The sequence below is a fragment of the Synechococcus sp. MW101C3 genome, assembly GCF_002252635.1.
In the GTDB taxonomy this organism is placed as follows: Bacteria; Cyanobacteriota; Cyanobacteriia; order PCC-6307; family Cyanobiaceae; genus MW101C3.
The window spans coordinates 15648-31922 of sequence record NZ_NQKX01000008.1 but is presented as its reverse complement, the minus strand read 5'-3'; the positions used below and the strand labels follow the sequence as shown (position 1 = coordinate 31922).

Annotated in this window: 18 protein-coding genes and 2 tRNA genes; 12 read left to right on the top strand and 8 right to left on the bottom strand. The window is 67.3% G+C overall.

The genetic code is table 11. From position 1 onward, the window contains the following. Positions 1 to 5: 5 nt before the first annotated feature. The gene (locus CJZ80_RS11095) at positions 6 to 497 is read right to left on the bottom strand and encodes a YajQ family cyclic di-GMP-binding protein (RefSeq protein ID WP_094513087.1); all 492 of its coding nucleotides are present in this window, start codon (positions 495 to 497) and stop codon (positions 6 to 8) included. Positions 498 to 620: 123 nt separating this feature from the next. On the opposite strand from CJZ80_RS11095, the gene CJZ80_RS11090 reads away from it, so the two are divergent. Both CJZ80_RS11090 and CJZ80_RS11085 read left to right on the top strand, forming a co-directional pair. Further along, a complete protein-coding gene (locus CJZ80_RS11090) occupies positions 621 to 1673 on the top strand; it encodes a serine hydrolase (RefSeq protein WP_158217475.1) in 1053 nt (350 codons plus the stop codon). 40 nt (positions 1674 to 1713) lie between these two features. After that, positions 1714 to 2187, top strand: a complete 474-nt coding sequence (locus tag CJZ80_RS11085) for an MAPEG family protein (RefSeq protein WP_369803043.1) — start codon at positions 1714 to 1716, stop codon at positions 2185 to 2187. Between the two features lie 73 nt (positions 2188 to 2260). Here the strand turns inward: CJZ80_RS11085 and CJZ80_RS11080 are convergent, their stop codons facing one another. Beyond that, on the bottom strand, positions 2261 to 3178 hold the full coding sequence (locus CJZ80_RS11080) for an SPFH domain-containing protein (protein WP_094513085.1): 918 nt from the start codon (positions 3176 to 3178) through the stop codon (positions 2261 to 2263). A gap of 87 nt (positions 3179 to 3265) precedes the next feature. Between CJZ80_RS11080 and CJZ80_RS11075 the strand changes: the two genes are divergently transcribed. After that, complete coding sequence (locus tag CJZ80_RS11075) at positions 3266 to 3685, top strand: NfeD family protein (RefSeq protein WP_094513084.1); 420 nt, start codon at positions 3266 to 3268, stop codon at positions 3683 to 3685. 17 nt (positions 3686 to 3702) lie between these two features. Here CJZ80_RS11075 and CJZ80_RS11070 read toward each other — a convergent pair whose 3' ends face one another. Genes CJZ80_RS11070 through ebsA form a run of 3 tightly spaced genes read right to left on the bottom strand, consistent with a single transcriptional unit; the run spans position 3703 to position 5769 of the window. Beyond that, positions 3703 to 4215: a DNA recombination-mediator protein A gene (locus CJZ80_RS11070; protein WP_094513083.1), complete on the bottom strand. Its 513-nt coding sequence runs from the start codon at positions 4213 to 4215 to the stop codon at positions 3703 to 3705. A gap of 50 nt (positions 4216 to 4265) precedes the next feature. Continuing rightward, positions 4266 to 5375 carry a phosphotransacetylase family protein gene (locus CJZ80_RS11065; protein ID WP_094513082.1) on the bottom strand — a complete coding sequence of 370 codons (1110 nt, stop codon included), beginning with the start codon at positions 5373 to 5375 and terminating at the stop codon, positions 4266 to 4268. 37 nt (positions 5376 to 5412) lie between these two features. Further along, positions 5413 to 5769, bottom strand: a complete 357-nt coding sequence (ebsA, locus tag CJZ80_RS11060) for a type IV pilus biogenesis protein EbsA (protein ID WP_233133032.1) — start codon at positions 5767 to 5769, stop codon at positions 5413 to 5415. Positions 5770 to 5923: 154 nt separating this feature from the next. On the opposite strand from ebsA, the gene CJZ80_RS11055 reads away from it, so the two are divergent. Beyond that, positions 5924 to 6655, top strand: a complete 732-nt coding sequence (locus tag CJZ80_RS11055; protein ID WP_094513434.1) for an NAD-dependent epimerase/dehydratase family protein — start codon at positions 5924 to 5926, stop codon at positions 6653 to 6655. Between the two features lie 49 nt (positions 6656 to 6704). Here CJZ80_RS11055 and map read toward each other — a convergent pair whose 3' ends face one another. Next, positions 6705 to 7604, bottom strand: a complete 900-nt coding sequence (gene map, locus CJZ80_RS11050; RefSeq protein ID WP_094513081.1) for a type I methionyl aminopeptidase — start codon at positions 7602 to 7604, stop codon at positions 6705 to 6707. Between the two features lie 53 nt (positions 7605 to 7657). Here map and CJZ80_RS11045 point away from each other — a divergent pair, with 53 nt between their 5' ends. The 7 genes from CJZ80_RS11045 (at position 7658) to gltX (ending at position 11088) form a co-directional block, all read left to right on the top strand. Then, positions 7658 to 8008: a peptidase gene (locus CJZ80_RS11045; RefSeq protein WP_094513080.1), complete on the top strand. Its 351-nt coding sequence runs from the start codon at positions 7658 to 7660 to the stop codon at positions 8006 to 8008. A gap of 42 nt (positions 8009 to 8050) precedes the next feature. Then, complete coding sequence (gene rplS / locus CJZ80_RS11040) at positions 8051 to 8500, top strand: 50S ribosomal protein L19 (protein ID WP_094513430.1); 450 nt, start codon at positions 8051 to 8053, stop codon at positions 8498 to 8500. A 63-nt stretch (positions 8501 to 8563) separates the two neighbouring features. After that, positions 8564 to 8636, top strand: a tRNA-Trp gene (locus tag CJZ80_RS11035). A 36-nt stretch (positions 8637 to 8672) separates the two neighbouring features. Next, positions 8673 to 8861, top strand: a complete 189-nt coding sequence (locus CJZ80_RS11030) for a hyperconserved protein Hcp (RefSeq protein ID WP_006043540.1) — start codon at positions 8673 to 8675, stop codon at positions 8859 to 8861. A gap of 48 nt (positions 8862 to 8909) precedes the next feature. After that, positions 8910 to 9428 carry an NADPH-dependent FMN reductase gene (locus tag CJZ80_RS11025; protein ID WP_094513079.1) on the top strand — a complete coding sequence of 173 codons (519 nt, stop codon included), beginning with the start codon at positions 8910 to 8912 and terminating at the stop codon, positions 9426 to 9428. A 99-nt stretch (positions 9429 to 9527) separates the two neighbouring features. Further along, a tRNA-Asp gene (locus CJZ80_RS11020) sits at positions 9528 to 9601 on the top strand. Between the two features lie 35 nt (positions 9602 to 9636). Beyond that, a complete protein-coding gene (gene gltX / locus CJZ80_RS11015) occupies positions 9637 to 11088 on the top strand; it encodes a glutamate--tRNA ligase (protein WP_094513078.1) in 1452 nt (483 codons plus the stop codon). Between the two features lie 90 nt (positions 11089 to 11178). Here gltX and CJZ80_RS11010 read toward each other — a convergent pair whose 3' ends face one another. Then, a complete protein-coding gene (locus CJZ80_RS11010) occupies positions 11179 to 12414 on the bottom strand; it encodes a sodium:proton antiporter (protein ID WP_255374157.1) in 1236 nt (411 codons plus the stop codon). Positions 12415 to 12562: 148 nt separating this feature from the next. Continuing rightward, positions 12563 to 12811: a hypothetical protein gene (locus CJZ80_RS11005; RefSeq protein WP_094513077.1), complete on the bottom strand. Its 249-nt coding sequence runs from the start codon at positions 12809 to 12811 to the stop codon at positions 12563 to 12565. A gap of 313 nt (positions 12812 to 13124) precedes the next feature. Here CJZ80_RS11005 and polA point away from each other — a divergent pair, with 313 nt between their 5' ends. After that, positions 13125 to 16235, top strand: coding sequence for a DNA polymerase I (gene polA, locus CJZ80_RS11000; protein ID WP_369803042.1), 3111 nt, complete (start codon positions 13125 to 13127; stop codon positions 16233 to 16235). Positions 16236 to 16275: the final 40 nt, after the last annotated feature.

Genomic DNA, 16275 nt, shown 5'->3' with positions numbered 1-16275 from the left:
CCCGCTCAGCGGTAATTCTCGAACTGCAGCGGCAGCTCGAGATCTTCAGCGCGCAGCAGCTGGATCACCTGCTGCAGATCGTCCTTGTTCTTGCCCGTGACCCGCAGGCTCTCGCCCTGAATCGCCACGGTGACCTTCTTGACCTGATCGCGCACCGTTTTGCTGAGCCGCTTGGCCAGCTCCTGGCTGAGGCCTTTGCGCAGCTTCACCACCTGTTGCACGCGGTTGCCGCCCACCGGCTCCGCCGGCTGGAAATCGAAGATCTTGAGCGAGAGCTCACGCTTGACGGCCTTCTGGCGCAGCACATCGGCCACGGCTTCCAGGGTCATGTCGCTGGCGGTGGTGATCGTGAGGCTGTTCTCCTCCAGATCGATCTCGGTCTTGGAGTCCTTGAGGTCGTAGCGCTGACCCACCTCACGGCGCACCTGGTCCAGCGCATTCACCAGCTCCTGCCGATCGAAATCCGACACCACGTCGAAAGAAAAGGTGTCGGCCATGGGCAGGTGCTCGGAGCTGAAGACCTGACTTTAGGAAAGTGCTTCCGGGCGTCCCATGGCCAGGGTGAGGATGGACCGGGGAGGAGGGCTGCGCCCCTCCCCGAACTCCCTGAGCTGATGGTGATGTCTACGTCCCGGCGCCGCGTGCTGGATTCCATCGGGGGGGTGGCCCTGGGCTCCACCCTGTCGTTGTTCCTCCAGAGCGGACGCTCCCGGGCTGCAACGGCCCCTGCCCAACCGCGCAGCCTTGACGCTCTGAATCAGACCATTCGTTCCTCCTTCAGCGCCCTGAGAGGAGAGAAGGCGTTCCTGATGCGTTCGCCGGCATTCAGCGCCTCGGCATCGGGAGCCCAGACGACGGCTGCCTGGCAACAGGGGCTGAATCCAAGCCAGCCCCTGTTCTGCGGCAGCAGCTTCAAGGCGTACGTGCTGGCTGAATTCCTGCGGCAGCTGGAGAGCGGCAAGGTCAGCCTGCAGGAACAGTTACCGGTGAATGATTCGGTGCGGTTTCTCAGCAGCCTGGTGCTGGAGAACGTCAGCGGCACGATTCCGGCTTCGGTGGCCCTGGAAGCCATGATCATGCACAGCGACAACACCGCCACCGACATGGTGCTCAAGCGGATCGGCGCGGACAACGTGCGGGGCTTGATCGCCTCTCTCGGCCTGCCTGATACCCGGATCCCCACCAGCACGCGTCAGTTCTTCTCCTACCTGCTGGGAGCCCCCGCCGGCGTGGATCTGGGCTGGCAAGGGGTCAACAAAGCACTGGAGGCCAGCGGAACGCAGACGCGGCCGATCATCAACGACCAGGAGACGATGGTGGGATCTCCCGCGGATTTCGTCCGCTTCTATTCCAGGGCCTTGCAGGGAGAGCTGTTCCGCACCAGCAGTTCCCTGAAGGAGTTCAGGCGCATCCTGGGGTTGCCGCCAGCGATCACCGTGCTGGATCTGCCCCGCGCCCATCTGTTCCTCAAGGGCGGAAGCCTGGATTTCGCCCCCGACTATGTGATGTCGCTGGCCGGCGGCATGCGGCTGTGCAACGGCCGCTGGATCACTTTCTCCTTCCAGCAGAACTGGAAGGACACCGATCCTGCGGCCGCCAAGGCCACCATTCAAACCTTCATCGACACGATCGCGGGCATCTTTCGGGCTGCGGCAGGGTTCTTCTCAGGCTGAGCCGCCCGGTAGAACAGAACCTCCCCCATGCGCCCCTCCCATGGACCTGCCACTGCTGTTCATGGACCTGCCGTTGCTGCTGACGGGCGAACCGAAGGCCCCCCTGGCCTGGTCGCTGGTGCTGTCGGGGGCGGTGGTGATCCTCAGCCTGGTGCCACTGGGGGCCGGGCGGGCCAGCGCGGATTTCACCCCCGCCGATCTGGCCGCCCCGCGGGCCATGTTCGAGCGGCTGCCGGCCTGGGGGCAAAGGGCCAGCTGGGCCCACCAGAACTGTTTCGAGGCCTTCACGCTGCATGCGCCCGCCTGCCTGCTCTGCCTGCTGGCGGGGCCGGCGATGCTGGCAGCGTCGCCGCTGCTGGCCCTGGCGGCCCTGCTGCACCCGGCGCTGCGGCTGGCCTACATCGGCGCCTACCTGGCCAACCAGCCGCTGCTGCGCAGCCTGAGCTGGGTCGGTGCCCTGCTCTGCACCGCCCTGCTCTACACGGAAGGGCTCAAGGCACTGTTGCACGCCTGAAGTCCGGGATGCTCGCCTGAAGTACCGTCCGGGCTGGTCGCCTGAAGTGCGCGCTGCCAGCCCGGGCCAGCGCTCAGCTGCCGCCCTTCTCCTGCAGCCCCTTGAGCGCGGCCAGCAGGGAGGCGGGGCTCTGGGGATCCACCATCAGCACCGATCCCCCCTTGCTCGCTGCCATCGCCTGGCCCATCGCCATCCAGTCCTTGGCGAGCAGCAGCCTCAGGCTCTCGGCGGCAGCGGGATGGGAGTCGATCACGGCGGCCAGCTGGGCGGCAGATTCGGCCCTGGCCCTGGCCAGCAGCAACTGCTGCTTGGCCTGGGCATCGGCATCAAGCAGCACCGCCTCCTGCTTGGCCTTGGCATCAAGCACCAGTGCTTCGGCCCGCCCCTTGGCGGCATTCACCTGGGCCTCTCGCTCCCCCTCGGAACGAAGAACGGCCGCCCGCTTCTCTCGCTCCGCACTCATCTGCATCTCCATCGCCTGCTGCACCCCCTTGGAGGGCTGAATGTCACGCAGTTCCACGCGGGTCACCTTCACGCCCCAGGGATCGGTGGCCTGATCGAGCTCGCGCAGCAGCACCTCGTTCACCTCGGAGCGGGTGGAGAAGGTCTGGTCGAGGTCGAGCTTGCCCATCTCCGAGCGAATCTGGGTGAGCACCAGGTTCACCATCGCCGACTTGAGGTTGTCGAGGGCGTAGTAGGCCTTGGCATGCTCAAGCAGTTGCCAGTACACCACCGCATCCACCTCGATCGAAACGTTGTCGCGGGTGATGCACTGCTGCGGGGGAATGTCCAGCACCCGCTCCTTCAGTGACTCGTTGCTGACGATGCGCTCCACCACCGGCAGCACCAGCGACATGCCGGGGGTGAGCTGGCGGTCGTACTTGCCGAGGCGCTCCACCAGCATCGAGCGGCCGCCATTGGTGATCTTGACGCTGCTCACTCCGAGCACCGCCAGCAGCGCCAGCGCGGGCAAGGAAAACAGGACCTCCATGAAGGCGGCAGAGAACGGGGTGCCATCACAGTACGCAGCCCGCCCGGGCCCAGCCAGCAGACTGGGGCCGATTCGAGACTCCCCGTCATGGCATCCCTGATCTGGCTGGCGGTGGCGGCGGTGCTGTTCCTGGTGGAGGTAAGCGTGCCGGGCTTCGGCGGCTTTCTGATCGCCGCCATGGCGGCGTTGGTGGTCTCGTCGCTCACGGCGCTGCTGGGGCTGGCCCTGCCGCTGCAGCTGGGGCTGTTCGCGCTGCTCACCGTGGCGGGGAGCGCGGCGATCTGGGCCTGGTCGAAGCGGCAACGGCCGGCCCGCGATCGGATCGAAACGAGCGACCGGGCCGTGGTGATCGATGGCTTCGATGCCCAGGGGCGCGGCCGCGTGCGCTGGCAGGGGCAGAGCTGGGCCGCAGAAAGTCTGGAAGGGGAACGGTTGCTGCCGGGCGCCGCGGTGGTGGTGATGCGCCGCGTGGGAACCAAGCTGGAAGTGCTGGCCGATGGGCGCTGAGAGGTGCTCCCCAGCGCTCAGTCGAAGAACAGCAGGGTGACCACCTTGCCCATGTCTTCGGCGGTGCGGCAGCTGGCCAGCAGGGTTTCGCTGTCGTGGAAGGCGAAGCAGATCAGCTGGTCGCAGCGGCCGATGATCTCCTGGTTGCAGAGGGTGCTGGCCATCGGCAGGGTCAGATCGTCGTGGTCGGGCTTCTCCACCAGGTGCAGCACCTTCTCCAGCTGCTGGCGCGATTCCAGCGGCTGACGCTCGAGGCTCTGGGGCAGCAGCACGGTGAGGCGCGAGGGGTCGACGCCGAGCACGCCGCGGATCACGGCGGCGTTGACCCCCTGGGAGCCGGAGGTGACGAGGCTGTGCCCCTCCTGGGCCAGGGAGCGAGCTACCAGCTCCACCAGATGGATCGACACCACCGGCACGTGGCGGCTGCCGAGGATGGCGATGCGTCGCTTGCCCGTGTCCTGCAGCAGGGCCAGTTCCTGAGCCAGGGTGTCAATCCGGTCCAGAGGGGGCAGATCAAGGGACCGCGTCACCGAGCACGTGCAGCCGATGGCACGAAACTAGCAGCGCCCCTGCAGGAGCTTCAGGCGCTGATCGGCAGCCGCAGGCGATCGAACAGGCGGTCGAAGCGGCAGTGTTCCTCCACCAGCCGGATGGCGTAGGTGGCTTTGACGGATTCGTGCAAACGCACGTTGCCGAAGGCCCGCTCGATCACCTCCACGGTGGTGAGTGTGTCGTGCTCCACCTTGAGCAGGGGCACGTCGAGTTCTTCGGCGCGATTGATGAGCTGGGAGAGCGGATCGCCTGCGCCGGTGAGGATCAGGCACTGGGTGGAGGCCTCCAGGGCCGCCAGCTGGATGTCAGTGCGGTCGGCACCGGTGACCACGGCCATGTTGCGCCGACGACGGAAGAATTCCATCGCGGAGTTGACGTTCATCGCCCCGATCGAGAGTGTTTCCACCAGCAGATCGAGCCGCTCGGGGCAACAGAGCACCTTCGCGCCCAGCCGCTCGGCCAGCTCTTCCACGGTGACGCTGCGCAGCAGTGGGCTGCGGGGCAGCACGCCGAAGACCTGCAGCCCCAGACGCTCCATGGCGGGCACCTCCTCCTGCAGGAGGGTCTCGACGGCATCGGGATCCACAGCGTTCAGCACCACGCCGGCCAGGCGCTCGCCGAGCAGGTCGCGGGCCTGCAGCAGGGGATCAATGCTGCAGCTGTCGAGCCAGTGGTGCACCAGGACCACCGGGGCTTCCAGCCCGTGCGCCAGCTGCACCAGGCTCAGCCCATAGAGCAGACCTTCGCTGAGGCTGCCGGAGGCCTCCAGCAGCGTGAGCCCATCATTGGGGGCGCTGAGGTGGTCGCGCAGAGCCCCGAATCCATCACCGGCGCCCAGTTCGCCCTGCAGGAGTCGCTGCCGCGCCGTGGCCGGCTCCAGCAGCTGCAGCGAAGGCAGCAGGCAGTCTGGCGCCAGGCCGAGGATGCCGCCGACGAAACGCACGTCGTCATCGATCAGGGGGGCCGATGGACCATCGCCACCGGGTAAGGGCCTGCGATCCAGCCGCAGACTGGTGGCCAGGGGTTTGCCGAAACGCACCGGCACACCCATGCGGGCGGCCTGCCTTGCCAGGCCGAGCACCAGCGCTGATTTTCCGCTGAAGGGGTGGCACGAACCGATCAGCAGAGTGCTGCTCATGGGGATGGGTTCGCCGGGGCCAGGGTCAGGCAGCAGCCTACGAGGAGACCGGTGGCGGGGCCTCGCCGAGGATCAGCCAGCGCCAGAACGATTCGGGAAGGTCGCCACCACCGCTCACGGCGCGGTCTTCCAGCAGATCCATCAACCAGCCCACCAGGTGGTGGGTGGGCACAGTGAAGCTGTAGCGGATGTCCGGTTGGTCAGGGAAGGCGAGCTCACACTGGCTCGGCTGTTGCGGGGCTACACCGGAGGTCCAGCTGAGCTCGAAGCGATGGGCCCCGTTCGGATGCAGCGGGCGCAGCCCACTCACCCGCCGGAGGGCGAGCTGATCGAGACCGCGTTGCAACCAGCCTTCACGGCTCAGTCCACCGCAATAGGGGGCGAACAAGGCCACCTGTGCAGCTTCCTGGGACAGGGTGGATGATCCTTGTGCTGGGCCCTCACTAAACACGTTGGATGTTGCCTGTCCTTAGAACAAAAAGAATGTCCTCACCTGATCGTACCGGCTGTAACAGTGGTTCGCCCACCACCGCGCAGCGATGAATGCCATGAGGTCCGCCTTGCTGCCACTGCAGGGCCGGCATGTGGCGGTCACCGGCGCCGGTGGCGCTTTCGGCAGCGCCCTGCTCCGCCGCCTCCATGGCCAGGGGGCCAGGCTGCTGGCGCTCACCTCCCGGCCCACCGCCGTAGAACTCAGCGATGCCAGCGGGCAACCGATTCCGTTGTCCAGTCTCTGCTGGGGCTGCGGCGGAGAGGCGGCGCTGCGTGATCAGCTGCTGGATGTGGACATCCTGGTGATCAACCATGGCGTGAACGTGCATGGGGATCGCAGTCCTGCCGCCGTGGAGCGCAGCCTCGAGGTGAACGCGCTGAGCAGCTGGCGTCTGGTGGAGCTGTTTCTGTCTCTGCCCGAGCCAGCGGCTGATCGCCCCCGCCGCGAGCTGTGGGTGAACACGTCGGAAGCCGAACTGATGCCGGCGGTGAGCCCGCTCTATGAGCTCAGCAAGCGCCTGCTGGGTCAGCTGCTCAGCCTGCGCAGCCTCGATCAGCAGGGGCCCCGGGCCTGCCGGATCCGGCGCCTGGTGCTCGGCCCCTTCCGCTCCGCCCTCAATCCGATCGGTGTGATGAGTGCCGACTTCGTGGCCGGTCAGGTGATCGCCCAGGTACGCAGAGGCATGGGGCTGGTGATCGTGACCCCCAACCCACTCACCTATCTGCTGTTCCCGTTGGCGGTGCTGATGCGAAGGCTCTACTTCGGGCTCACAAGCCGCAGCATCTGAGTGGCCGGAGCGCACCGCGGCTGCGTGGCCTGGCGCACGGCGAGGCCGCTCAGAAGTCGCGGTCGGTGAGGATCTCGCAACCGTCGGAGGTGACGGCGATCGTGTGCTCCCACTGGGCCGAAAGGCTTCCGTCCACCGTCACGACCGTCCAGCGGTCGCGCAGGGTGCGGCAGTGCTTGCTGCCGCCGTTGAGGATCGGCTCCACGGCGAGGGTCATGCCGGGGCGGAGCTTCACGTTGGGCAGATCCTTGGTGCGGAAGTTGAACACCGAGGGCTCTTCGTGCAGGTTGCGGCCCACGCCGTGGCCCGTGTAGTCCTCCACCACGCTGTAGCCATGGGCTTCGACGTGGTCCTGGACGGCGCCGGCGATGTCGAGCAGGGTGTTGCCTGCCTTCACCTTGGCCAGGCCCTGCATCAGCGACTCCTGGGCCACGCGGCTGAGTCGGCAGGCGTCGTCGCTGCTGGCACCCACGCAAAGGGACACGCAGCTGTCGCCGTGGTAGCCCTCGAAGTAGGCGCCGGTGTCGATCTTGAGCAAATCGCCCTCGCGGATCACACGCTTGCTGCTGGGGATGCCGTGCACCACTTCGTTGTTGATGCTCGCGCAGATGCTGGCGGGGAAGCCGTGGTAGCCCTTGAAGCTGGGGGTGGCGCCCAGTTCACGGATGCGCCGTTCGGCGTGGCGATCGAGGTCGGCGGTGGTCATGCCGGGGGCGGCCAGTTCCAGCAGTTCGCGCAGCACGGTGGCCACGATCCGGCTGGAGCGCCGCATGATGCCGATCTCGCGCGCCGACTTGATCTCCACGCCGCGACGGCTTTTCTGAATGCGGGGACCGGCCTGGGTGACCACAGAAGCGGGCGACGCCGCCGCCATTCCCACGGCCGCCCCTCCGCCGCCCTGTGCGCTCGATCCTTGGGTGGCGGCCAGCAGATCGGCGAACAGATTCATCGACGGATCCTTGACATCTCAGACTCCAAGCTACCAATTTCAACCCGGCACCTATGCAGACCCTGGCGGCGTTGCGGCGCTGGCATGCGCAGGCAGCCCCGTTCGTGCTCGCCCCCATGCTTCTCACAGCGACCACCGGCATGGGGTACCGGCTGCTGCGTGACTGGGGCGGCCTGAGCCGCGATCAGGCCCACCTCTTGATGGTGCTGCATGAAGGCGAATGGTTGGGCAGCACCGGCAAGACCTTTTATGTGGCCCTCAACGGCCTGGGATTGCTGTGGATGCTGGTCAGCGGAGGCGCCATGGTGGCCGGCAAATGGCAGCGCGCCACTGCCGCCCGGCGCCCCGCCGGGCCCGCTGCCACCAACCGCACCGGCGGCGACGCTTCCGAGGGGGGCGGATGACCCGGTAAAGTCGCTGTTTGCTCAGGCGTGAAGGAAGCCGGGATGGCAGCGGAACTCATCGAAGACAGCACCAGCGAGACGAGCACTCCCGAAGCGGGCACCGCTGCGGCAGCGCCTGCGGTCCGCACCGGCAAGCTCAGCGCCTACGAGCTGATGCGCACATTCGAGGCGGAGCAGCTCAAGAGCGACCTTCCCGAGATCTACGTGGGCGACACCGTCCGTGTGGGCGTGCGCATCAGCGAGGGCAACAAGGAGCGCATCCAGCCCTACGAGGGTGTGGTGATCGCCAAGCGCCACGGCGGCCTCAACGAAACCATCACCGTGCGCCGGATCTTCCAGGGCATCGGCGTGGAGCGTGTGTTCATGCTGCACAGCCCTCAGGTGGCCACGATCAAGGTGGAACGCCGGGGTAAGGTGCGTCGTGCCAAGCTCTTTTACCTGCGCGATCGGGTGGGCAAGGCCACCAGGGTCAAGCAACGCTTCGACCGCTGATCCCGCGATTCCCATCGTCTATCCAGGTGTCGCCCTGCGGCACCTTCTGAGGGTCATCGCCTTGCGCCGTTAGTTCAGTTGGTAGAACGCAGGTCTCCAAAACCTGATGTCGGGGGTTCAAGTCCTCCACGGCGCGCTCGATGACCCTTCCTGCACTTTTCTGGTTCCGGACATGGAGTTGGATCTACAACCCGGTGATGTGGTCAAGGTTCTTGAGTCGGCCGCACTGGGCTGGGTACGAGCTCGGGTGATCCGGGTCAAATCCGGAGGCCGTGTGGTGGTTCAGAGCGACCAAGGTCGGGAATTCACCGCCCGTGGCAACCAGGTCCGTCTCATTGAACCTGCTGGCTTTCGCCCCTGAGCGCGCGGATCTTTTTCGTGCGCCGCTGATTGCTTCAAGCCGCCGGCCATGCTGATTCTTGCGGCCAGCAATGGCCACAATCTCACTCTCGCTACACGTGTGGCCCAGGAAGCAGAGCTTCAGGGCCACGCTTTTCATGTGATGGATCTGGTCGATCTCGGCCTGCCGCTCTACAGCCCAGCGGCCGAGGTGGCCGGCAGCGGCGCCCACCCTGGGGTAGATGCGCTGGCCCACCAGCTGCGCTCCCTGGGGCGGCTGTGGGTGTGCGCGCCCGAATACAACGGCTCCCTGCCGCCCACGCTCAACAACGCCCTCGCCTGGCTGTCACGAAGCAGCGATGATTTTCGCGAGCTGTTCAACGGCCTTCCTGTGGCTCTGGCCACCCACAGCGGCGGTGGCGGTCAGAAGGTGCTGAGCGCCATGCGCCTGCAGTTCGCCCATCTCGGCTGCTCAGTGCTGGGGCGGGAGCTGCTGAGCACCGGCCAGAAGCCCGCCAACCCTGCCTCCATCAGCGCGATGGTTGCAGAGTTGCACCGTCTGGCGCCTGCCATCGCATCGGCTGGTTGACGACGGGACCGGCGGCAACTGATACTGCCGAGGTCGCCGACGCGACAGCGCACCCCGCACGGGAGCCCGGCCCAGCCGAGCCACCAGTACGGATGAACTGGGACTGTAGTTCAATCGGTTAGAGCACCGCCCTGTCACGGCGGAAGTTGCGGGTTCGAGCCCCGTCAGTCCCGTTTTCAATTCATCTCATCCACCAGGAGTGAACGCATTGACGGTGAGGGTTCGTCTCGCTCCCAGCCCTACCGGCACGCTTCACATCGGCACAGCCCGCACGGCGGTGTTCAACTGGCTCTTCGCGCGCCACCTCGGCGGTGCCTTCCTGCTCCGCATCGAGGACACCGATCGCGAGCGCTCCAGGCCCGAATACACCGCCAACATCCTCGACGGCCTGCGCTGGCTGGGCCTGGACTGGGACGAGGAGCCGGTGATCCAGAGCGAGCGCATCGAGGCGCATCGCGCCGCGATCCAGCAGCTACTCGCCAGTGGGCACGCCTACCGCTGCTACGCCAGCGAAGCGGAGCTGGCGGAGATGCGGGAGGCTCAGGCCGCCGCCAAGGAGGCCCCCCGCTACGACAACCGCCACCGCAACCTCAGCCCGGAGCAGGAGCAGGCCTTCATCGCCGAAGGGCGTGAAGCGGTGGTCCGTTTCCGCATCGATGACGGCGCCACGATCGTCTGGAACGATCTGGTGCGCGGCGAGATGCGCTGGAGCGGCAGCGACCTGGGCGGCGACATGGTGATCGCCCGGCGCGCCCCGGCTGATGCCATCGGCGACCCCCTCTACAACCTGGTGGTGGTCGTCGACGACGCCGCCATGGCGATCAGCCACGTGATCCGCGGCGAAGACCACATCGCCAACACCGCCAAGCAGTTGCTGCTCTACGACGCGCTGGGCCTGGCCGCACCGGAGTTTGCCCACACGCCCCTGATCCTCAACGGCGAAGGCCGCAAGCTCTCGAAGCGCGATGGGGTCACGTCGCTGAGCGAGTTCCGAGAGCTGGGCTACACCGCCGATGCGCTGGCCAACTACATGACCCTGCTCGGCTGGTCGCCGCCGGAGGTCATGGGGGAGCGCTTCAGCCTGGCCGAGGCGGCACCGGTCTTCGGCTTCGAGCGGGTCAATCGCGCCGGCGCCCGCTTCGACTGGGACAAGCTCAACTGGCTGAACGCCCAGGTGCTGCATGGCTTGCCGGCCGAGCAGCTGCTGGCTCTGCTGGCGCCGCGCTGGCGGGCCCAGGGGTGGAGCGCCCCCTCAGGGGAGGCCGGCTGGGAGCTGGAGCTAGCCGCCTTGCTGGGCCCCTCCCTGGTCACGCTGCAGGACGGCGTCGAGCAGGCCCGGCCCTTCTTCGAGCGTCCCAGCCTCAACGACGAAGCCCGCCAGCAGATCGAGAGCGAAGGGGCCAGGGCGGCCCTGGCGGCAGTGCTGCAGGCACTGGAACCTGCGGATCTCGCCCAGCTGGCCCACCAAGCACTTGATGCCGATCAGGCCAAGACCCTGCTGGGGGAGGCCGCCAAGACAGCCAGCGTGAAGAAGGGCGTGGTGATGAAGAGCCTGCGGGCAGCCCTGCTCGGCAGCCTTCAGGGCCCCGATCTCGTGGCCACCCTGCTGCTGCTCCAGCCCGGCGGCGAGGCCGTCGCTCGACTGCAGCGCAGCCTCTGAAATTGGCCAGCAGCGGCTCTCACGACCAGGCCCGCTCAGACCGAGGGGCCAGCCAGCGCCCTCAGCCTCCGGCTCCACCCGGCTCAGCTGCTACTCAGCCAACGCTTCATCAGAATCAGCCACCCGATCACCTGCCGGCTCCACCAGGCCAAGCCGCCGGGCCAGGGCTGCGGCGGTGAACCCCTGAATCCCCACCGTGAGGAGGATCGTGAGGAACACGAGGCCCTTGAGAGCGCCGCCGCCCGGAACTCCGGCTTCGTCGAGCCGGAGGGCGAACAGGCTGGCCACGGCGGCGGTGACGATGCCGCGCGGGGCGATCCAGCTGAGCATGAGCTTTTCGCGCCAGCCGAGCCCGGGCAACCCCAGGCCCGCCACCTGGATCACCGGCCAGCGGCAGAGCATCAGCACCAGCACGCAGGCCACGCCACCCAGCCCCAGCGGGCTCAACTCCGACCAGGACAGATCGGCGGCCAGCAGCGGGAACAGCACGGTGATGGCCAGCAAGGCGAGTTGCCGGATCAGCTCATCGAGCTGACTGGCCCCACCCTCGAGCCTCAGCCCCACCACCACCCCGGCACTCACGGCAGCCGGTAATCCGGATTCGGGCAACAGGGTTTCGCAGCCTCCCACCAGCAGGAACAGCACGCCGAGGCTGAGCTGCAGCGCCAGGGCATCGAGCACCTCGGAGCCTTGCAGCAGACGGCGCAGCAGCTCAGAGAGCAGCCACCCCGCCAGGCTGCCGATCAGCACACCGCCACCCAGCCGCAGCACCAGCCGACTGGCCACCTCCTGCCAGCTGCCGAGATCACCGATGGCGAGCTGCAGCAGCAGCAGCGCCAGCACGGCGCCCAGCGGTTCGAGCGCGAGCCCTTCGGCTTCGAGCACATTGGCGAGCGAGGGCAACAGGCGCATCTGCTGCACCATCGGTGTGACCACGGTGGGGCCGGTGGCGAGCGCGATCGCCCCGAACACCAGAGCCAGCGGCCAGGACAGACCGGCCAGCAGGTGGGCCAGCAGCACCGCCGCCAGGAAGCCCAGCACGGCCCGCACCAGCACCACCTGCACAACGGTGCGCTGCAGGTCGCGGCCCGCCAGCCTCAGATTGAGGCCGCCATCGAACAGGATCAGACCCACCAACAGGCTGACCAGTGGCTCCAGCACCGGCCCCAGCGCCTCGGTGTCGACCAGGTCGAAGCCGGCCCTGCCGATCATCAGGCCCACCGCCAGGAGCAGCACCACCGCCGGCAAACGGCTGAGCTGGGCCAGCAACTGGGCCATCGCCCCGGCGAAGAAGGCCTCACCCCAGATCAGCTCCAGCCTGCTCAAGCGGCCCCGGACAGAAGGAGAGCGATGGCCTTGGGCGGCGTGATCACAGTGGCTCTGCGCGGCGTGAGCGCGGTGGCGACTGCAGACCTCCGGTGCGGGAGGCCCCGGGCCTGTTCAGGCGGGCTGGGACGCGCTGCAACCATGGGGATCATCGGGAAGCGAATTCCGGCACGATGCGGATCCCCACCACAGAGCTGGGACGCAGCACCAGGTATTCCCCTTCAAGGTCGTTGATCGGCACATTCACGAAGGCATCGCCGTTGCTGCCGTTGAGCACGCCGCCGTACCACTGCTGGAACGCGTCGAGCGTGGCGAAATGGATGATCTGCTGGTGACCGCCGAGCAGCAGCAGATGAATGGTGTAGCGGCGGGGTTGGCGTTGGGATTGGGAGTCCATGGCGTGCGCGTGCGGGAAGCGACCGGTGGCTCCGCAGGAGACGGCCGTGGGCCACAGCCCCGGGGGCTGGCGGAAATCTAAAGCGCCCGACGAAGCATCACTCCTGGATGCATCGCACGTGCAGACGACGGGTCACCGCAAGCGGTGGGCGATTGGGAGGATCGGGTCCGGCAGGCCGCCCTGTGGTGGTTCCAGATGGCAGGCTGAGGCGCAGCTGAGGGTGGGGCAGGACGTGGCCAAGGCAACGAAGAATTCGGCTGAGAGTGGTCCGGCTGAAGCAGGTTTGCCTGGGAGTGGTTCACCAGAGAATGGTTTGCCTGGGGCCGGCCCAGCCCCGAACGCTCCGGCCGATCACCGGTCGGTGGGGGAGCAGCGGCCCCTGCTGCTGCTCGTGGACGGCCACTCGCTGGCCTTCCGCAGCTTCTATGCCTTCGCCAAAGGCGGTGAAGGGGGCCTGGCCACCCGCGATGGTGTGCCCACCAGCGTCACCTATGGCTTTCTCAAGGCTCTGCTCGACAACGTGAAGGGCCTCACCCCCCAGGGCGTTGTGATCGCCTTCGACACCGCTGAGCCCACCTTCCGCCACAACGCAGACGCCGCCTACAAGGCACACCGCGACGAAGCGCCCGAGCACTTCTTCACCGACCTGGCCAACCTGCAGGAGATCCTTGCCGGCGCCATGGATCTGCCGCTGTGTATGGCGCCCGGCTACGAAGCCGATGATGTCCTCGGCACCCTCGCCAACCGGGCCGCAAACGACGGCTGGCGGGTGAGGATCCTGAGTGGCGATCGCGATCTGTTTCAGCTGGTGGATGACGAGCGGGACATCGCCATCCTTTACATGGGGGGAGGACCTTACGCCCGCAACGCCGGCCCGCAGGTGATCCGCCGGGAGGGGGTGATCAGCAAGCTCGGGGTGACGCCGGAGGAGGTGGTGGATCTCAAAGCGCTCACCGGCGACGCCAGCGACAACATCCCCGGCGTCAAGGGTGTGGGCCCCAAGACAGCCATCGTGTTGCTGCAGGCCCATAACACCCTCGATGGCATCTATGCCGCCCTCGACCAGCAGAAGGGAGCGCTCAGAGCCAAGCTGGAGGCCGACCGGGACAACGCTTTCCGCTCGCGCATGCTGGCCGAGATCCTCGTGGACATCCCGCTGCCGAGCGAACCACGCCTGGCCCTCGGGTCCCTCGACCGGGACGCCCTGGCCCAGCGGCTCGAAGAGCTGGAGCTGCACAGCCTGGCCCGCCAGCTGGAGGCCTTCGAACGGGTGTTCTCCGGAGCTGCAGCCAGCGGCCGCGCGAAGGCTCAGACCACAACACCCAGCAGCAAAGCCAGCGGAACGGCCAGCGCAGAACCCGCCGCGGCCACCCCCTCAGCATTCGCCGGTGAACCAGCGGAAAGAGGCGGCCACGGCCAGGAGCCACGGAGCAGCAGCTCGGCTTCAGGCGACCACCCGCCTGCCGGCGCCGGGGGGCCTGAATCTCTCGCTGGCTCCCTCTTGCCGGTGCTGGAGCCCCAGCTGATCGCCACCACCAGCGCGCTGGCGGCCCTGGTGGAGCGGCTTCTGGCAGCCACAGATCCAACGGCACCGATCGCGCTCGACACCGAAACCACCGCACTCAACCCCTTTCAGGCGGAGCTCGTTGGGGTGGGGCTGTGCTGGGGAGACGGGCCTGCCGATCTGGCCTACATCCCGATCGGACACCAACCCGCAGTGGCCGAACCCGCCGCCGATCTGCTCACGGCAGCGGAACCAGCGACCGACGCCCCTGCCCAGCTGCCGCTGGCGGCGGTGCTCACCGCGCTGGCTCCCTGGCTGGCCAGCACGGCCCATCCCAAGGCCCTGCAGAACGCCAAGTACGACCGGCTGGTGCTGATGCGCCACGGGCTGGAGCTGGGCGGCGTGGTGATGGACACCCTGCTGGCCGATTACCTGCGCGACGCCAACGCCAAACATGGCCTGGAGGCCATGGCCCTGCGGGAGTTCGGCTTCAGCCCCACCGGCTACACCGACCTGGTGGCGAAGGGGCAGACCTTCGCCTCGGTGCCGATCGCCGCAGCCGCGCTCTATTGCGGCATGGACGTGCACCTCACCTGGCGCCTGGGCCGGCTGCTGCACGAGCAGCTGGAGGCCATGGGCCCCCGGCTCCTGCCCCTGCTCGCCCAGGTGGAGCTGCCCCTGGAACCTGTGCTGGCCCAGATGGAGGCCACCGGCATCCGCATCGACACCGCCTACCTGGCCGAACTCAGCGCGGAGCTGGGCGAGCAGTTGCACCGCCTCGATGGTGAGGCCAAGGCGGCGGCCGGCGTTGATTTCAACCTGGCCTCCCCCAAGCAACTGGGGGAACTGCTGTTCGACACGCTCGGGCTCGACCGGAAAAAGTCCCGAAAGACCAAGACCGGCTGGAGCACCGATGCCGCCGTGCTCGAGAAGCTCGAAGACGACCATGCGGTGGTGCCGCTGGTGCTGGAGCACCGCACCCTCAGCAAGCTCAAGAGCACCTACGTGGATGCCCTGCCCCTGTTGGTGGAGGCGGAAACGGGCCGTGTGCACACCGATTTCAACCAGGCGGTAACCGCCACCGGCCGCCTGTCGAGCAGCAACCCCAACCTGCAGAACATCCCGATCCGCACCGAGTACAGCCGACGGATCCGCAAGGCCTTCCTGCCCCAGGAGGGCTGGCACTTGATCAGCGCCGATTACTCCCAGATCGAGCTGCGCATCCTCACCCACCTCTCCGGTGAGGAGGTGCTGGTGGAGGCCTTCCGCAACGGCGATGACGTGCATGCCCTCACCGCCCGCCTGTTGCTGGACACCACCGAGGTGAGTGCCGCAGAGCGGCGACTGGGCAAAACGATCAACTTCGGCGTGATCTACGGCATGGGTTCCCAGCGGCTGGCCCGGGAGACCGAGCTCAGCCCCAGCCAGGCCAAGGAGTTTCTCGGCAAGTACAAGCAGCGCTATCCGAAGGTGTTCGCTTTCCTGGAGCTTCAGGAGCGGCTCGCCCTCAGCCAGGGATACGTGGAAACGATCCTGGGACGGCGGCGGCCCTTCCCGTTCGATCGCAATGGGCTGGGCCGCTTGCTGGGCAAGGATCCCTTCGAGATCGATCTGGAGGTGGCGCGGCGGGGCGGCATGGAGGCCCAGCAGTTGCGAGCCGCGGCCAATGCGCCGATCCAGGGCTCCAGCGCCGACATCATCAAGCTGGCGATGGTGACGCTGCAGCGCACCTTGGAGCAGCAGGCCCTGCCGGCCCGGCTGCTGTTGCAGGTGCATGACGAACTGGTGCTCGAAGCGGCCCCTGACGCACGCGAGCAGGTGGTCGCCACCGTGAAGGCCACCATGGAGCAGGCGATTCAACTGAGCGTGCCCCTGGTGGTGGACACCGGCTGGGGTCCGAACTGGATGGAAGCGAAGTAGGCGAGGGCGGGGCGAACAGCTCCACACAGTCGGCGGCCTA

What these genes read in the sequence shown, in the direction of transcription:
- CJZ80_RS11090 (WP_158217475.1), top strand. Translation starts at nt 621, where the DNA reads ATGTCTACGTCCCGGCGCCGCGTGCTGGATTCCATCGGGGGGGTGGCC.
- CJZ80_RS11055 (WP_094513434.1), top strand. Translation starts at nt 5,924, where the DNA reads ATGAGGTCCGCCTTGCTGCCACTGCAGGGCCGGCATGTGGCGGTCACC.
- CJZ80_RS11030 (WP_006043540.1), top strand. Translation starts at nt 8,673, where the DNA reads ATGGAGTTGGATCTACAACCCGGTGATGTGGTCAAGGTTCTTGAGTCG.
- map (WP_094513081.1), bottom strand. Translation starts at nt 7,604, where the DNA reads ATGAATCTGTTCGCCGATCTGCTGGCCGCCACCCAAGGATCGAGCGCA.
- CJZ80_RS11075 (WP_094513084.1), top strand. Translation starts at nt 3,266, where the DNA reads ATGGCATCCCTGATCTGGCTGGCGGTGGCGGCGGTGCTGTTCCTGGTG.
- rplS (WP_094513430.1), top strand. Translation starts at nt 8,051, where the DNA reads ATGGCAGCGGAACTCATCGAAGACAGCACCAGCGAGACGAGCACTCCC.
- CJZ80_RS11005 (WP_094513077.1), bottom strand. Translation starts at nt 12,811, where the DNA reads ATGGACTCCCAATCCCAACGCCAACCCCGCCGCTACACCATTCATCTG.
- CJZ80_RS11065 (WP_094513082.1), bottom strand. Translation starts at nt 5,375, where the DNA reads ATGAGCAGCACTCTGCTGATCGGTTCGTGCCACCCCTTCAGCGGAAAA.
- CJZ80_RS11085 (WP_369803043.1), top strand. Translation starts at nt 1,714, where the DNA reads ATGGACCTGCCACTGCTGTTCATGGACCTGCCGTTGCTGCTGACGGGC.
- CJZ80_RS11025 (WP_094513079.1), top strand. Translation starts at nt 8,910, where the DNA reads ATGCTGATTCTTGCGGCCAGCAATGGCCACAATCTCACTCTCGCTACA.
- CJZ80_RS11095 (WP_094513087.1), bottom strand. Translation starts at nt 497, where the DNA reads ATGGCCGACACCTTTTCTTTCGACGTGGTGTCGGATTTCGATCGGCAG.
- CJZ80_RS11045 (WP_094513080.1), top strand. Translation starts at nt 7,658, where the DNA reads ATGCAGACCCTGGCGGCGTTGCGGCGCTGGCATGCGCAGGCAGCCCCG.
- CJZ80_RS11080 (WP_094513085.1), bottom strand. Translation starts at nt 3,178, where the DNA reads ATGGAGGTCCTGTTTTCCTTGCCCGCGCTGGCGCTGCTGGCGGTGCTC.